This window comes from Paenibacillus sp. M2 (genome assembly GCF_046713495.1).
GTDB classification, from domain to species: Bacteria; Bacillota; Bacilli; order Paenibacillales; family Paenibacillaceae; genus Paenibacillus; species Paenibacillus amylolyticus_B.
Genome location: NZ_CP169648.1, coordinates 5578925 through 5597346 on the forward strand (window position 1 = coordinate 5578925; position 18422 = coordinate 5597346).

The 18422-nt window shown below is 44.9% G+C and carries 3 protein-coding genes; all 3 read right to left on the bottom strand.

All coding sequences use genetic code 11. From position 1 onward, the window contains the following. Window positions 1-20: 20 nt before the first annotated feature. From ACETMN_RS25630 to ACETMN_RS25640, 3 genes are read right to left on the bottom strand one after another with little or no spacing between them, the layout of a single operon-like run. Window positions 21-11963, bottom strand: coding sequence for an amino acid adenylation domain-containing protein (locus ACETMN_RS25630; RefSeq protein WP_411735303.1), 11943 nt, complete (start codon window positions 11961-11963; stop codon window positions 21-23). Between the two features lie 13 nt (window positions 11964-11976). Beyond that, window positions 11977-15852: an SDR family NAD(P)-dependent oxidoreductase gene (locus ACETMN_RS25635; protein WP_411735304.1), complete on the bottom strand. Its 3876-nt coding sequence runs from the start codon at window positions 15850-15852 to the stop codon at window positions 11977-11979. Beyond that, entirely contained in the window at window positions 15849-18416 is a 2568-nt protein-coding gene (locus ACETMN_RS25640; RefSeq protein ID WP_411735305.1) for a non-ribosomal peptide synthetase, read from the bottom strand. Before ACETMN_RS25640 ends, ACETMN_RS25635 begins: the two co-directional genes overlap by 4 nt. Between the last annotated feature and the right edge of the window lie 6 nt (window positions 18417-18422).

Below are 18422 nucleotides of genomic sequence, written 5' to 3' on the forward strand. Positions count from 1 at the left end.
CCTTTACAGTCGGCTTGAGATCATTCGAGTATCGGGTTCAGTAGTTTAAAGTAGAGTTGCAAGAGTGACTCTAGCTTGCTCTTCCGCCATTTCATTGAACGGAATCCACATACAAAGTGCAGGCTGTCCTCCTGATGAACCACTTGTAACGTTAAGTCGTACAGTTCAGACACCGGCACTCCCGAAGCAACTGCACCAGCGTTATAGAACAAAGGTAATGTTCCTGTACCGGGCTCCTGCAAGAGTGTACTAACATGTTTGGTGTGGAAGGTCTCTCTGCCATCTTGACCCTTGGATTGATGGATAAGCTGGAATAATTCATTAAATTGTTCCAACGAGCCGAAGTCCAGATCAAATACTTGAATATAGTCGGCCTGCCCAATGGCTGCATGCACACTCATCCGATCACTGTTGGAGGTCTGTGCGAGAAGGTACGCAAAGCCGGCAAATAAAATATCATCCACCTCCACGTCCCACCTGCTGGCAGCATTCACCACACGATCATAGAGTTCTGCTGATAAGGCAAACTGCAACTCTTCTGTTTCGTTTGATGTTGAATCTCCTTCCACGAAATAATCCATGGACAAGGGAATGCGGGAGCGGGATACATGGATTACATCCATCTCTTCCAACTGATTCTCGATAAAAGCGGTAATATCCGAAATAGTTGGCAAATTAAACATGTCGGTTATTTTCACAATTCCTGGATATTGGTCATCAAGTCTGGCATGTGCTTTGATCATCAGTACAGAATCGCCGCCGATCTCAAAGAAATGCTGATTCACACCAATGTGAGCATTGCCAAGTACTTCGCTCCATATCTGTACCAATTGTTTTTCAATATCATTGGCAGGAGCCTTGTATTGGACCTGAGCTGTGTGTAGAGCTGTTGGTTCAGGTAATGCATTACGATTGATTTTTCCATTTGCTGTTAAAGGGATGGCTTCCAACCGGATAAAGAATGAAGGCACCATGTACTCCGGCAATCTGGATATCAGAAACTCTCGCAATTCAGCAATGGAAACTTCTTGATCAGAGACATAATAGGCACACAGATATTTTTTCTTTTGCTCGTTCTGCCTGTCCATTACATACACACGCTTCAAGGCGTGGTGCTGAATGAATATGGCTTCAATTTCACCAAGTTCCACGCGATGCCCCCTGATTTTGATCTGGTTGTCCTTTCTGCCCAAAAATTCAATGTATCCCTCTTTGCGCAAGACGCCATGGTCTCCCGTTCTATACAATCGACCAAGGAGCGGATGCTGAATGAATGCTTTCTCCGTTTTATCCAAGTCATTCACATATTGATTTGCAAGACCTACTCCGCCGATAAACATCTCACCTGGAACATCAACCGGACATGGACGCAGTTTATAATCGAGCACATGGAATGTTTGATTCGCCAACGGATACCCGTAAGGGATACTGTTCCACTCATCAGATATTGAATTAATAGGGTAATATATAGACCAAATACTAGCCTCTGTTGCACCACCGAGACTCACAATGCTTGCATCAGGACACAGATTTCTGACTTTGCCCGGTAACGATAGAGGTATCCAGTCACCGCTGAGCAGTATAAGACGAAGACTGTTTTGACGGTTACCCTCGTTTGTAATGTTTACTGCTCTTTCTATATCAGAACTTTGGATATTTAACTTAGCCAGCGGAGCGGTCTGTGCACCCAGGACTGCTACGGAACGTTCCGATAATAGGGATGGGTCAGATGCCATTGGGTTTTCGCCATAGGATACCGATACGCTTGGACCTTGTCTGATATAATTGCTGCTGCTCCATTCTTCCGTAGAAGCCATTTCATCGTCTGGCTTCAATCCTGCTTCCACCGTGTGAAGCCAGATCTGATTTTTATTTAAATTGAATAACGGTTTTACTTTCTCAAAAGGCATATCTCCGATCGAACACATTCCAATGCCCAACATCTCTCCAACACTGTTTAGTGTGGATACCATAATTCCGGTATCAATAAGGGAGTATAAATAACCTTGCGCACCATATTTCGGCATGGTTGCTTCCGCGTTGTAAATGAAGAAAACAGTAAACGCTGAAGACTGATAAATGGACCTGTTCGTGTAATAGTGCATTTCGTCAGTGAATGACTCATTCCCATGAATAAGGCGTACCGTGTGATCCACTGGACTAAAGTAGTACAAGCCCGCCTCCATTCCCGCAACTCTTCCTTCCTTCACATACACAAACACATCTATCGGGTATAGTCCTCCCGCAGAAGGATAGTAATAACGAATTTCCTGTCCTTGATCATACTGACCCAGTACTCCCATCAGATCGGAGAACTGTTTCATAGTGACAGGCTGATCCTCCTTAAAGGAACGATGAGAACGTCGCTTGGAGATGAAATCAGGATATTCAACACCACGCTCCAGTGAGACCTCAAGTGTGGTGTTCTCACCGAAATTACGATGCAACTGTATTTTTTTGAATGCCTCGTATGCCTGTGCATCGTATGCCACCTTTTCGTCATACGGATTGCGGAATAACTGCGTCTGCTTCTTGAAAATTTCTGCTGGCTCCATAAGTCCGCTGACCAAAGCACGTTTGCGAATAAGCAGTTCCATGAGCGAATTCACTTCACTAGCAGGTACATTCGGGAAGAAAGAAGCAATCTCGGATTGCCGAATTCCCTTTTGTGCCAAGAAATACAGTTCAGGGAACATACCTGTTGCATATGCAGGGCATTTGAACTCATCCACGTAGATATGCTTTCCATCCATTCGCCACAGTGTGGAGAATGACCAATGGTATACCGATTCTACTGACTCTTTCTCCACAGCCAGTTGGGTTGACGCCTGAATCTCTTCATCACTTGCCCAACGGTAGCTTCGTCCAGCATCGGATTCCAGGCGATCCATGAACATATCCATAATTGCTGGAACCGAATTCCAGATTGTAACCTGATGGCGATCAACGGCCTCTTTCATCATTCGGATATCTCTTTGGTCGGATACAATTACGAGAGCTGCACCCGAGGAAAGTGCACCGAACACGTCATATACGGATAAATCGAAACACATGGAAGATACGCCAAGCATGCGATCCTTCTCATGAACACCGAACTTTCGGTTCATATCCTGAATCGTATTCGTTACAGCCTCATGAGTAATGGCAACACCCTTCGGTCTACCCGTACTTCCCGAGGTATAGATTACATATGCAATATCATCAGGTGTTCCAGATGGCTCACCTTCGAGTAGAGGATAACCTGAAGCCGAGACCTGATCATAGGCATCCACGTCCAATACAATTTGGCAATCACTATTCTTAAGCATGTAAGCTTGCCGATCTTCTGGATAATCCGGATCAAGTGGTACATATGCCGCACCAGTGCGAAGTATAGCCATTACATTTACAATGGTCTCCATACGGCGCCTTGCCACAACGCCAACTCGATCCCCTCGCCCGATCTCCTGTTCAAGTAAATATCCTGCCAGTTGACCAGATCTTCGGTCCAGCTCCGAATACGTCATCCGCTCATCCTCAAACAACAATGCGTCCTGATCTGGATAATGTTTAGCCATACGGTCAAACAAATGTTGCAATGTTGTTGGCATGATATTTTCTTCTGATTGGTTATACCTTTCCAAAATGCTGCGATCAACTGAAGGAATGTCAGGCCCGGTAATCGTTTCTCCCACAATTAGGCCATCCAGCAGCGCAATATATTGCGCAAACATCGTTTCGACCACCTGTTGGTCAAACAAGTCATCCACGTAATCCCAGGTTAGCGTTAGTTGCCCTCCCGCATCCGAAGCCTGATGATCCAGATATACCTGCGATGTTTGGCTAACCCCAGTTCGAACCTTTCCAATTAGTCCCTGAGTTGCTTCCGATGTCTCACGTTCATTAAAGATCATACTTGTGAAGACAATTGGCATTACGGTCTTGTTCCCCATTTGATGATGCTTGGAGAGATCACGTATGAATTCGATGCCTTCATAATGCCTGTGCTCCAGCGCCTCCAGTATACTGTCCTGAACATGACGCACATGATCCATAAAATCATTCCCCGAAGCCATATCCACATCAATTAAAATCATGGAAGTAAAGTCCCCAATGATATCCTGTATGCTTGGGTGGAATGGATAACGATTGAAGACTGTCAGGTTCAGTGCAATCTTCTGTTGATTGCTCCAGTACGATAAGATCTGGGCATAGGCTGCACAGAGAAGCGCTGAAGGTGTTAGCCCGTGTACATTAGCAACCTTTTTCAATATCTCCCAACGCTGTGGTTCAAACACTTCATTAAGTCGCTTGAATTTGGGCTCACTGATCTGTGCAGGATCTGTCTTCAATGGGAGTGCAGGTGCTGCTGGGAACTCCTCTACTCGGGCACGCCAGTATTGTTTATCAGCCAGGTACGTATTCGATTTACGGAATTCATTGTAAGCAAGAATATAATCGCGGAATGTAAATGGATTAGGCTCCGGATCAATCTCGGGATGATGATAGAATTTCAGTAGATCATTATTGAAGATCTGTATGCTTGCCCCATCAGCAATGAGCAGATCATATCCAAACAACAGCAGATGTGTATCCTTAGATATTTTTTTCGCACGTATCTCAAATAATGGCCATTGCTCCAATTCAAAAATATGATGAGACATACGTTCTCTTTCGGCTATGATCACCCGTTCCATCTCGTCAGGACTCAAACTACTGATATCTTCAATATCCATCCGATATACCGGTACATGTGGCAGGATTCGTTGCTCCCCGGTAGGCAGGATAATTGCCCGCAACATAGGATGATGTTCAATCAGCTTGATTAGTGCTTCATTGAAGCGCGTCATCTCCAGTTGAGTTTCGAATTCGAGGTACCCGTGTGTCGAAGTGCCCCCCATTTCAAAAGCCTGACTTCTTCCTGCGACATAAGCCATCTGTACCTCGGTCAGCGGGAATGGTCGGCCTTCAGGATCAGGGCATGGATCATGCTGAGGATAATGAATTGTTCCCACTGACTCTTCATTTTCCACAGAGCTCTCAAGCAAAGACGCCAGTTCATAAATATCTCTCAGGGCCATAAATTCCTTGAAGCTGAGACGTTGATTGAATTCCTGCCCAATCCGATTCACCAGCTGCACCATTAGAATTGAATTGATCCCCATCTGGAAAAAGCTATCGTGAGTTCCTATTCCATTCATACCAAATACCGATTCACAGAGTTCAATCAGCTTTTGCTCCGTTGGGCTTTCTGTTCCTGCAAGTGCACTGGACTGTTGTCCAAAGGTTGGCTCCGGTAACGCTTTCCGATCAATCTTTCCATTGGGTGTAAGTGGAAATTCAGACAACTGGATTAAATTCTGAGGAACCATGTAATCCGGAAGTGCTTTTGCCAAAAGACGCTTCATCTCCAGTTCGTCATAACTGCGCTCCGCTGAGTAATAGGCTACCAGTACCTTTGTTCCTTGCATGTCCACTTTATCTATAACGACAGCCTGCTTCACGCTAGGAACTGTAGATAATCGGCTTTCAATTTCTCCAAGTTCAACCCGATACCCCCTGATTTTCACTTGGGAATCCCGTCTGCCAAGGAATTCAATGTATCCTTCTCTTCGCAAGACTCCAAAATCACCTGTGCGGTATAAACGTCCCAATTCCGGATGATTAAAAAATGCATTGTCGGTCCTCACCGGATCATTAAAGTATCCTTCAGCCAATCCTGCTCCACCGATGCAGAGCTCACCAATGACATCGACTGGGCTCAGGCTACCCGTGTAATCAAGCGTATAGAATGTCTGATTCGCAAGTGGTCTTCCATAAGGAATGCTCTTCCAATCAGACTTGACAGTATCAATGGGATAATAGATAGACCAAATGGATGCCTCTGTCGCACCTCCCAAGCTGATAACCTGTGCCGAAGGAAAACGCCCATGTACTTGCTCTGGCAATTTCTTCGGTATCCAGTCCCCACTGAGCAGGATGAGTCTTAATTGTTCATTGGTTTGGTCGGTTACGTAATCTGCCATCAGTTGCATAATGGCTGGAACTGAATTCCAGATGGTTACTTTATGCTGTTGTATCGCGTCGTACATGTCATGAATATCACGTTGGTCAGCAATGATCACAAGTGCTGCACCCGTCGCAAGTGCACCGAAAATATCATAGACTGACAGATCAAAGCACATTGAAGAGATACCAAGCATCCGATCTTGATCCGTCACTTCAAACTTCATATTGATATCCCGAATGGTATTCATTGCCGGGCCATGGGCAGTAGCTACCCCTTTTGGAGTTCCCGTGCTGCCAGACGTATAAATAATGTAGGCAAGATCGTCAGGTGCTGCATTATTTTCCAGTGGCTCCACCGGCAATTCAGCCAGTCCCTCAAACGTATAAAGTTTGGGTAATAACAGCATTTTGCAGTTACTATTTTGTAAAATGTATTGCTGACGATCTTCGGGATAATCGGGATCAACAGGCACGTATACCGCTCCTGCTTTGAGAATGCCGATGGTATTCACAATTGTCTCCATACCACGTTTGGCTAACAACCCCACCCGGTCTCCCCGTGTTATTCCTTGTTGCGTCAAGTAATGAGCGAGCTGATTGGAACGTTCATCCAGCTGTTGATAAGTCAATTGCTGATTACCGTAAATCAATGCTGTCTGGTAAGGAGTCTTGGTCGCCTGCTCCATAAAAGACCCATGCAGTGTAGATATAGGAAATGATTGTGCTGTTGCATTAAATGCATTCCAGATGGCCTTATCCTGTTCAGGCAATTCTGGTAAAAACTCGATATTCTCTTGCTCACACAGATGAGTAATTATCGCTGTATAATCATCAAACATGGCGGAAAGTGTATCGTAATGAAAAAGATCCTGAATATAGTCCCAGTTAATGGTCAGTCTCCCGTCAGTCTCCATTACCTGATTATCAAGGTAGACTTGGGAGGTCTGACTGATACCCATTTTCAGATCTCCGATATGCTGCCAGCTTCCGATGGCATCCACAAATAATGTGCTGGTATACACAATCGGCATAATGGCGGAAGTACCCGCTTCTCGATGACGGGCCAGTTCTCGAATGAATTCCACGCCGTCATAATGTCGATGTTCCAACATATTGAGCATGCCACTCTGCACGTCTCTTGCTTGTTCCCAAAAAGGTTTGTTTTTTTGTTCGTTAATTTCGAGCAACATGATGGATGTAAAATCACCGATAATTTGATTGGTTTCTTCATGAAATGGAAAGCGGTTGAACGCCGCCAGATTGATGGCAAGTCGATCCTGATTGCTCCAACGGGCCAAAACTCGAGCAAAGGCAGTACATAGAAGCGCGGAAGGTGTTACATTTTTTTGCTGCGCCTTATGCTTTAGTTGCTCCCACAGATCTTGTTCCAATACCCAGCTTAGCCGTGAAAATTGCGGTTTCTTGATATGTCTGGGCTCCTGCTTCAGTGGAAGTGCTGGAGCGGAAGGGAATGTGTCTAACTGATCCATCCAGTACTTCTTGTCACGTGCGTACATCTCACCCTTTTTCAGTTCTCCGTATGCCATCATATAATCCTTGAACGAAAACTTGAGTGCAGGAAGTTCCTTTTCCGGCTCACGGCAATAATGCACCAGGTCCTCTCCAAGGATCTGGATACTCGCACTGTCACAGATCAGCAGATCATAACCAAATAATAGGTAATGCCGTGTATCATCTATTTTAAAAGCTTTGAATTCAAACAGCGGCCATTGGCTCGGCTCAAACACATGATGGGACATTCGATCCCGTTCCACCTCAATGTGTTTCCACTTTTCCTGCTCATTCAGATGGCACACATCAACGATTTCCAGTTGATAGTCTGGTACCTGTGGCAATATTCGTTGTATGCCCTCCGGCAATATGACCGCTCGCAGCATTGGATGACGCTGAATCACTTTTTGCAATGCTGTCTGGAAATGCGTCATGTTCAATTTGGTTTCCAATTCCAGATAATAGTGAGTGGATGTCCCCCCCATCTCAAACCGCTCGTCTCGACCTAACAGATAAGCCATCTGTACTTCTGTCAAAGGGAAGTCCTCATACAGGGTCGCCGGTTCCGGCTCTTGCTGGGGATACTCGGATATCGCACCAGCTTCCTTGAGTGCACCAATCAGATGAACTGCAAGCTTCGCCAGATTCATACCTTCAAAGAACGTGTGGTAGTTTAGGTGAACATGGTAGCGTACCCGTATTTCAGTAATAATGCGCATCATTGATATTGAATCAACGCCGAGTTCAAACAAGTTGTCGTATACATCTAACCCGGTAAACCCGAGAACATGTCCCACCAGTTGGGCAAGTTCCTTCTCCTTAGTTGTATATATACCGTTATCTCGTCCGTGCAGTTCAACCTTTTGTTCATATTCAGTTCTCGTCAGCTGGTTGTTATGATAATTCAAATGATTACGTTCCTGTTGAATTCGAGCTGTCATGGCTTCCGAAAATTGAATAACCCTTGATGACTCTATCAACGGTAGGAGTTCACTCGCATAATTGGGCTCACCGATCAACACTCGGCGTATACGACGGCTCAATACCATGTCAAAAGCACTGATCGCTTGATGAGTCGCTAACGTCTTGAATGCTGTATCCACATTCAGACCAAATCTGGCAGCCATCCCGATTTCCTTCCAGGCCGGCCAGTTAATGGTTAGCGTTCGGCCCGATCCATTTGCGCGGTAAGACGCAAAGCTATCCAGAAAACAGTTTGCAGCAACATAATCGCTCTGTCCCGGTTCTCCTAACATGGATATGCCAGAAGAAAACATAACGAAGAAATCGAGTGGTTCCTGCGCTGTTATTTGATTCAGAACCCAGGTTCCCTGAACCTTCGGTCTCAGAACCTCTTGGAATGCAGTCTCTTCCTTACGGATAATCAAGCCATCATTGGCAACACCAGCGCTATTAATTACCCCATGGATTTGTCCATATTTTGTTCTCAACCTCTGCACAACCTGAGTCATCTGCTCCAGATCGGAGATGTCTGCACTGATTAATTCAACACTTGATCCTCCGGCTTCAAGCTCCATAATGGTTTTCATTCGTTCAATCATTTCTATGGATATTATCTTTGGATCTTCTTCTTGAATAAGCTTGTCCCACACAGTGCGATCAGGCATCGCCGTACGACTGATTAGTGCCAGACGAATGCAGCGTTCATCAGCCAGATGCTTCGCGAATTGCAAACCAATTCCGCCTGTTCCACCAGCAATAAGATATAAACCGTTCTCACGAATAGTCACTTCCTCATGACTGGCTTCCAGAATATTGGCAATATCCAATTCTTCTACGTATGACTGATTATGTCGATACGCCACTTGGAAACGGTCATGGGAGCCATTCAATTCTGCATAGATCGTATCCGCATCGGTATCTGAATCCACATCAATGAATCGGCAGGATATCTCCGGATACTCCTGTTCAATGACTTTTGCGAATCCGTTAAGCGTTGCATTCTCCGGTCTTACCTGACCTTCATAACCCGTAACTGCATTTGCTAGAGAGGATATGAATTGAAGCTGCAGTCCCTCTGTCATATGATGATGTAGAAGGGCACGGGTCAAGTAGAATGCACTCTGAATTCCACGGTCCTGGCTTAACTTCAATTGTTCCTCGCTTTGTAAATAATCATCTGAATCATTCTCTGCCAGAGTAAACCCGTGAATGATACGGGTTAGCCCCTGACCCTTCATATCATCCAATAACTGAATGTAGTCACTTTCATCGCCACGAATCACATAGTGCGAATCATCATACTTCTCGTAACGATCCCCCCAGGCTACCTGAATGACTCGTGCTTCGGGCTCACGCTCCAATCGGACCGTCAAGGCAGCATTGACTTGATCGTTTCCGCGGAAGAGAAGTACGGTGCCTTTCATTTGTGAGACGACAGAATCTCGAGATACGGGCATATATCGTTGCCATACAGCTTGATAAAACATGCCCTCTGCCTGTACCTTTTCTGATCTTCTGTTACGTTTTGGAATGTCGATCCAACATCTGTGCGTCTGAAATGCGTAGGATGGCAAACTGACCTTGAATACACTCTGATTCGCATAGAGCGCTTCCCAGTCAGCATCGCCCCCAGAGACATAGAATGAAGCAGCCTGATGTAACGCATTGACGTCTTGCTGCCCACTGTTCATGAATTTTCCAAGAGCTTGTCCCAGCGATACGCTCATCTCACGCCTGGATGAGAGCGACATTCTGAATTCCTGATCCGCTGCCTCCTCATCTTGAACCAGCTTGTGAAAACCGGTGTAGATGTGCGAACCATGTGAAGTACCAAATAGCTGCTTTGAACGCTCCAGCTGGATAAGTTTCTGATGCAAATCGATGTTGCTGTCCATTATGATTGCTACCCGATATGGGAATTTCCCTCTTCCCGTGTTGGCGGTATAACATATATCTTGTAATGTTGGCAGTTCATCTTTTTCAAGAAAATAGATATACTTACTGATCATCTGACGCAGCGATTCCTCAGACTTGGCGGACAACGTCAGAATGGATGGCTCTGTTACAGAAGTGTTCGCTTTATGCTCTGCATTTGCCCGATCCGGCGCTTCCTCAAGCACAAGATGGCAGTTGGTTCCCCCAATTCCAAAAGAACTGATACCACACCGTCTTGGGGTTGTTCCATCCGTGGTCCACTCTCGCAGTGTAGTATTCACGTAAACGGGTGATCCACTGAAGTCAATCGCTCTATTTGGCTTTTCAAAGTTCAAGGTTGGAGGGAGTTTTTTATTTTTCAGCGCCAGAATTGCTTTAATTAAGCCAGCAGTTCCAGCCGCTTCGTACAGATGACCGATATTGGTTTTAACCGAACCAATCGCACAAAATTGTTTCTTGGAAGTATATTTCTTAAACGCGTTCTGAATTCCCTTAATCTCAATGGGATCTCCCAATTCTGTCCCCGTCCCATGCGGTTCGAAGTACGAGATCGTTTCGGGATCGATGTTACCGTCCTCCCACGCTTTTACAATCAACTCAGCCTGAGTGGACGGATTTGGTACAGTCAATCCGCCAGAACTTCCATCCTGATTGACGGCCAAACCTTTAATTACCGCATAGATCTGATCACCATCACGCATTGCAGCATCTAGTGGTTTCAGCAATAAAGCAGTGACTCCTTCGCCCATTCCCGCCCCATTTGCAGAATCATCAAATGTTTTGGTCCGATAGTCTGGAGATTCCATCCCGATTTTCTCATTCTGATTCTCGCGTGTCATGAGATGAAGTTTCACACCGCCCGCGATTGCCATATCACATTCCTTGTTCCGTATGGCCTGACATGCCATGGCGACAGCTACGAGCGAAGAGGAACACGCTGTATCAACAACAATACTCGGTCCCTTCAGATTCAGAAGATACGAGATTCGATTGGATAATATGGAAGCCAAATTTCCAACGATGGACAGTGCACTCGTCTGCATCGTTTCGGTAATATATCGCATATACATATCTTTGATATTGTTGGAAAAACCTACATAGACACCTGTATTGGTGCCCGATAATTTATCGTTACCGTATCCTGCATCCTCCATGGCATCCCATGCCGTCTCCATAAACAAACGCTGATTAACATCCGTTAAACTGGCTTCTTTGGGAGGTAAACGAAAGAATTCATGGTCGAATTGGTCAATATTGTCCAGGTATGCCGCTTCGTAATATTGAATATCTCCCTCAGGTATATCCATATAAGAGAGAATAGCGTCCATATCCGATTTTCGTGTCTTGGGAATGGGACGTATACAATCTACACCACTCTGGATATTATCCCAGTAGTCATCCAGTGTTTCCATATTGGGCAACTTGGCTGAAATACCGATGATGGCGATATCCTTGACGGGTTTCTTTTCCCCTTCTTTTAGCATTTTCACGATCTGAGCCGCCGTTGTTTTGTTCATCTTCTGGTCCTTGACACTCTCTACCAGGAGCTTCAGAATTTTCTCCACGCTTCACGTCCCCCTACATCTTTTGAAGGTTGATGATTGCTTCATCCAGATCCATTGCTCCACGTTCGATCTCATCGAACAGATTCTCAAGATCTGTATCCCGTTCCTCTTCGAAAGTTTCCTTATGAGGAGACTGGTGAGGCTTCTGCTTTTCTGTGGTGCTCATATAAGTAGTTAGTCTGGAGATACTTGGATATTCGAACAGATCGGTCAGTATGAGTTTTCCAGGGTAAGTTTTGTCCAATTTCAAGAAAATCTGCTTAATCATAATAGAGTCTGCACCGAGTTCGAAAAAGCTGTCATGTACATTCATCTCTTTAATGCCTAAATATGGTCCAACTATATTCGCAATAGTCCGGTCCATCTCCACGGAAGGTTCCAATTCAAGTTCATACTCTTCCGCTCGGATCTGAACAGTAGAAGCGGATTCCTTCTTCATTGATATTTGCTTTGCACTCTCCGGTTTTCTCATCAATTTTTGTAACCTTTGTCCGATGTTGGCATCAAGATGAAAGTGGTAGTTATTCAAAATGTTTAAATAGGGTGAATTCCAGTTCATTTCCCCCACCAGCAGACGGTCGGTCTGTTTTCCCATTATTTCGAACAATCGATCCAATGCCCACTCTTTGGGCATCGCTTTGAATAAGGTGTCAAAATCAAACCCGGCTCTGGAAGCCATGCCTACCTCTTTCCAGGTAGTCCAATTCAGCGTTATTGTACGCATCCCTTTGCGGTTCCGCATCGGGGCATAGGCATCCTGATATGCATTCGCGGCGGCATAAGCAGCCTGTCCAGTAGAACCAAATAACGTAGCGACGGACGAGAACATGACTAGAAAATCTGGCTGATCTTCGGCTGTTAACTGATCCAGCAGAGGAGTCCCCTTCACTTTCGGAGCCAGCATTGCTGTAAACTCTTCCTCAGTCATCTGGTCAGCTTGTTGTGTACTCCCAACGCCTGCTGCATGGATGATGCCACGTATACATCCAAATCGACTTCTTAATTGATCAATGGCATGACTTAACTGATCTGGATCGGCAACATCAGCTCCAAGATACATCATCTGTCCGGCCCGTTTCTCCATATCAAGCAACCGAAGAAGCTTACTTTTTAGAGCTGGTGAAGTATTTTTTGCATTTAGAATGATGTCCCAATTGTGACGTTTGGGCAGTGGCGTTCTTGCAATTAAAGCCAGATTCATACGTCCTAATGACAGTAAGCGTTCAGCAATCTCCATCCCCAGACCACCAAGTCCACCTGTAATAATATATACGCCGTCTTCTTTCCAGTTCATCTCAGCATCAGGCATGGAACAGACATCAGCAGGTGCGAATTCAGCTTGATATGCTTGTCCTTTTCTAATCGCCAAAGACTTCTTCTCCAACGGCCCCAAAATGTAACGCATATACTGAGAGGTATCCCAATCTTGGTCAACATCTATACAGAAGCATTCGAGATTCTGAATCTCACGCTGTACTGTCTGTCCGAAAGCCAGCATCGCCGAATTCTCCGGATACAGAACTTTCTCGTCACCCGTCACTTCATTAGCAAAGCTTGTCACCAAAATCATCTCAACCGGCTCTGCAATGACGTGTGAGCATGCCTTGGTAAGTCTCCATACAGACATAAGACCTTTGCCCAGCCTGTTTTCCTTAGTTTCTACATGGTCAAGTGATGCTATATGCACGATCCGATAGGGCCCTCCAAAGGACACTTCCTGCAAAAGTTTGATATAATCACTCTCGTTATTCCGAATTACATATGTCTGTGCATCCTGTTGAAGGTAAGATGTTCCCAATATCACTTCGATAACTGCTACTCCAGCTTCACGAATTTGGTTCACCAACTGGGTTGCATGTAGCTGTGTATCATCTCGTATTAATAAAACACGTTCAACATTATGGATGCTGGATGAGTTAGTCTTGCCGATCTCGCTCCAAGGCTTCCATGACAATGAATAATACATTGCTTCTTCCTGAGTCTGTACCGAATTATCGGTATTAGTATCGATCCAGCACTTACTCTCCTCAAATGAATATGTGGGCAAGCTCAACTTGTTATAGGTCACATCTGGATAGATTCTTGACCAATTGATTTGAGCTCCACCTTGATAATGTGTGCACAACTCCTCTAGCACGGTTGCTCTATCGTATCCTTCGATATGCCACTTCGTGATAAGTTCTTCCGAAGTGAATATCTGATTACTTTTCCTGAATGTATCTTGTTCATATTTACCGGTCTTGGGTTCTGCAAGAAAGGCGTTTAAATGCTGCAGCAATTGATCCAACGAACTGACCACCCACACCGCTCGGTGTGCATGATGCTGTCTTCCAGTAGCTGCTGTGCAGCATACATCCCTCACATCGGCCTTCGGGTTCTCATTGATCCACTTCACATATGATTGCACCTGACGGGAGAGATTTCCGGATGATACACTTGAGATCAAAAAGGGATAATGGTCATCGCGCACCAATTCCACTGATATGTTCGGAGCTTCTTCCAGTACGACATGGCAATTGGTGCCGCTTAACCCAAATGAACTGACTCCACATCTTCGAGGAGTGGCCGCTCCTTCCCACTCTCTTGAAATGACATTGACATAGACTGGTGATTTATCAAATTCAAATTTTGGGTTTGGCTTATTAAAATGAAGTGTAGAGGGAATACGCTTGGATCTGAGTGCCATAATCGCCTTCAACAGACCCGCTAACCCTGCACTGTCGTACAAATGGCCCACATTGGACTTAACCGATCCTATCGCACAGAATTGTTTTTTGTCCGTAAATCTGCGAAAAGCCGATTGGATTCCTTCCAGTTCAATCGGGTCCCCAATGAGCGTACCTGTTCCATGTGCTTCCAGATAGGAAAGACTCTCTGGATGAATTCCAGCATCACGCCAAGCATGCGTCAGTACTTTTTCATGAGCTACCGCATTGGGCGTTGTGATCCCTGCCGAATACCCATTCTGATTCACGGCTGTGCCTTTTATGACTGCATACACATGATCATGATCCCGCAATGCCTGTTCCACAGGTTTTAGTACAACACTTACTACACCCTCACCCATTCCCGATCCATCCGCATCTTCATCAAAGGTTCTTGTTGTCCCATCACTGGATTCAATACCGATTTTGTAATACTCTTTATCCAGTGGAATCATATTCAGCCTGATCCCTCCAGCGATAGCCATATCACAACTTCCTTCACGTAACGCACGTACTGCCATATCCAGAGCAACCAGCGAAGAGGAACATGCTGTGTCTACAACCATAGCCGGCCCCGTCAGATTAAGTAGATACGCAATTCTTGCAGGAATGATGGACGAAAGATTACCTACGGTGGCGATTGGTAACATGTCCGGACTTAATTCCTCGACCATCTGTTTGTACTTGTAACCTTCTTGATCTCCGATTACACCCACGTACACCCCTGTTGAACTTCCAGCCAAACGGTCACCACCATAACCTGCATCTTCAACCGCACGCCATACCGTTTGCAAAAACAATCGTTGGACCGGACTCATCAGCTTGGCTTCCTGTGCACTCATACGAAAGAAGGAATAATCAAATTCATCGATTTCGTCCAGATAAGCTCCGTTCAAATAACGTACATGCTCCAATGAACCTTGCTTGTGAAGCAAGTATTGATCCAACTGGGCCTTTCGATGATTGGGCAATTCACGTATACAATCAATTCCGTAATCAAGCATCTTCCAAAATTCATCCAGCGACTCTCCGGTCGGCAACTTCGCACCGATACCTATAACAGCTATATCATGTCTATTGTCTGTTGTTATATCCAGTTCAATAGCAGTGTCCTGGTCATCTTCTTCCCATTGCTCTCTGTCGAACAACTGATCAAGCATGGCCGTCCCCCTATGAAATTTCATTTCATTTCCGGTTGTACCAATAGTTGAAGTCCTCTCACATAATTGGCAATAAGACGTTTCACACGGCTCTGTTTTAATTTACGTCCATTAAAACGACAATTGCACTGCAGAATATCATCACCTTCGTCAGACACTAGGATAATCAGATCGTAATAGTTCAGTATATCGTCCGATGCCTTGAACAGATGCTGTTCACCATATAAAGGAATAATTGCCCACTCCGTGCTGCTTGTTCTGATCTGGCTCATCTGCTCGACAGGAAACGCTCGATCCGAAGGCATGGTTATGATCTGTTGATGAACATTTTGAAAGAGCTCTTTCATTGTCTTGTATTGATCGAAATTCAATCGTACAGGTGTAATCATTCTCGCTGTACCATAGGATACGTGCATATCAATAGCGGGTTTTTCTGACAAAGTGTGTAACAAGTAAGCATACATAGCTGATGCCAATACATGAATACTGATCGCTTCAGATTGTGCAATCAGTCGCATATCCTGTACCAATGAAGCTGGGAGAGTGAATTGATACGACAAGGCTTCGTAACCTCGATCCGCATGGAAGAAGCTCCGATCCATCCGTACAGGCTCCAGTTCCACTCTGTCTTGTCTGATCAGATTCCCCCATGAGACAATAGAGGTATGTGAATACAAGCTGGAAATTGCCATTTTGCCTGGAAATGCTTCATCGATTGCCTGATGAATCTGCGTTACTTTTAGCGAATCGAATCCAGCTTCAGCCAGGTTGTCCGTTACTCCGACATTCCTAAGTCCCGCTACGGATTCAACAATCTCAATCAGCTTTTGTTCGATATGATCACGAGCTGGTTGTACTTCTTTGATCTCATGCTTATGACTTAACATGCTCTGAATGGATTGTTCCATTTCACTAAATTCTCCTGCTTCGTACCGCTCCTGAAGCCTGTAACGTTGAAATTTTCCACTCGTCGTTTTAGGAATTTGCTTAATGGGTAGCACGGACTTGAGTTCAATCCCCATCCGCTGTTGAATATGTGCTTTTGCTTCTCCAACTCTTGGAATAAAAGATGGCAAGTCCTTTTTATACAGTACAAACATTACAACGCTTTCCGATCCTGTAAGCGGATTGTAGACACCACATACAGCGACTTTCCCCAGATCAAATTGCTCCAGTTCCTCCGTTACACGTTCAATATCATGCGGATATACGTTTTGACCATTGATGAAGATAATGTCCTTGGTTCTGCCCGTAATGACTATTGCGCCATCATTCATAAATCCAATATCTCCAGTACGAATCCATCCATCGGCTGTACTTGCTTTTTCCGTAGCTGCTGCATTGTTGTAATAACCGCTTGTTACACTCAATCCTTTAATTTGAATACTGCCCAGCACCAATTCCTCGACCGGCTTATCATCATCATCACATATTCGTACATCACAGTATTGAACCGGCTTGCCTACTTCGACAAAAGAAACAGCATGCTCCGAGCCCGGTTCAACTTCTATGAAGGATTTCCCGGTCTCCAAATATCGTCTGTCCAGTACATAACAAGTCAAATCACCGACGTTACCAAAGGAAACACCAACGGTTGCTTCGGCCAAACCGTACGCCGTCAGCATTGTATTGGAGGCCAGTCCATAAGGACTCATCGCCTCCAAAAAATTGAAACATAGTGCCGGAGATATCGGCTCAGCACCGTTCATAATAAAACGTACCGAAGACAAATCCGTTGATGAAAAGGTTAGTGGATTATATGAATCCAGAAAATATTTATAAGCAAAATTTGGAGCATATAGTTGGGTGACACGGTGTTCAGAAGTTTTGGTTAACCATAATGTAGGGTGACGGATGAATAAGGAAGTCGGCATAATAAATTGTTGCAGACCTTGGAAGGTACTTGTAAGATGAAACGCAATCAGACCCATATCATGGGTCAGGGGTAACCAACTCAAAGAACGGTCATTAGAGGAGATTTGGGTTGCTATATTCATAGATTGTATATTTATCATGACATTGCGGTGTGTAATTACTACACCCTTGGTTTGTCCTGTAGAACCTGACGAAAATTGGATAAAGGCTATGTCATCCGGCTGGATGTTAGCTTCAATTCCCTCAACAATAGGTTCTTCTCGTACGTTCGAGATGCCCTGTACTATAAAGATTCGGGCATGCATTTCGCGGACAACCTCTTCCAATCCATTCTTCCGGGCAAACTTGTCCAAACTTTCCGTGAGATCCTGATCAGCAGCAATAAACGGATGGTTCAACGTTTTCCACACATTGTAAAGCTTCATTCTTTGCTCCTGATTTCCGCCTACGGTTATCGGAACCGGTATGATTTTTCCAAGCGTGCAAGCCCAAAAGGTGACAATAAACTCTTCTTCCGAATTCAGTTGGAAGATCAATTCATTACCCGGCTGCATCCCAAATGCCTGAAGTTCTCCTAACCGGATTTTGGCTGATTGCAGAAGGGATTGGTACGATACAACCTTCTCTTCTTTGCTGCCATTCAGAAAAGTAATACCTCTGCCTGTGACTGAACCAAGGGAGTTAAATAATTGAGCCAAGTTATCCATGCTCATAACTGG

Coding starts and splice junctions, on each gene's coding strand:
- ACETMN_RS25635 (WP_411735304.1), bottom strand. CDS start 15,852: ATGAAATTTCATAGGGGGACGGCCATGCTTGATCAGTTGTTCGACAGA.
- ACETMN_RS25640 (WP_411735305.1), bottom strand. CDS start 18,416: ATGAGCATGGATAACTTGGCTCAATTATTTAACTCCCTTGGTTCAGTC.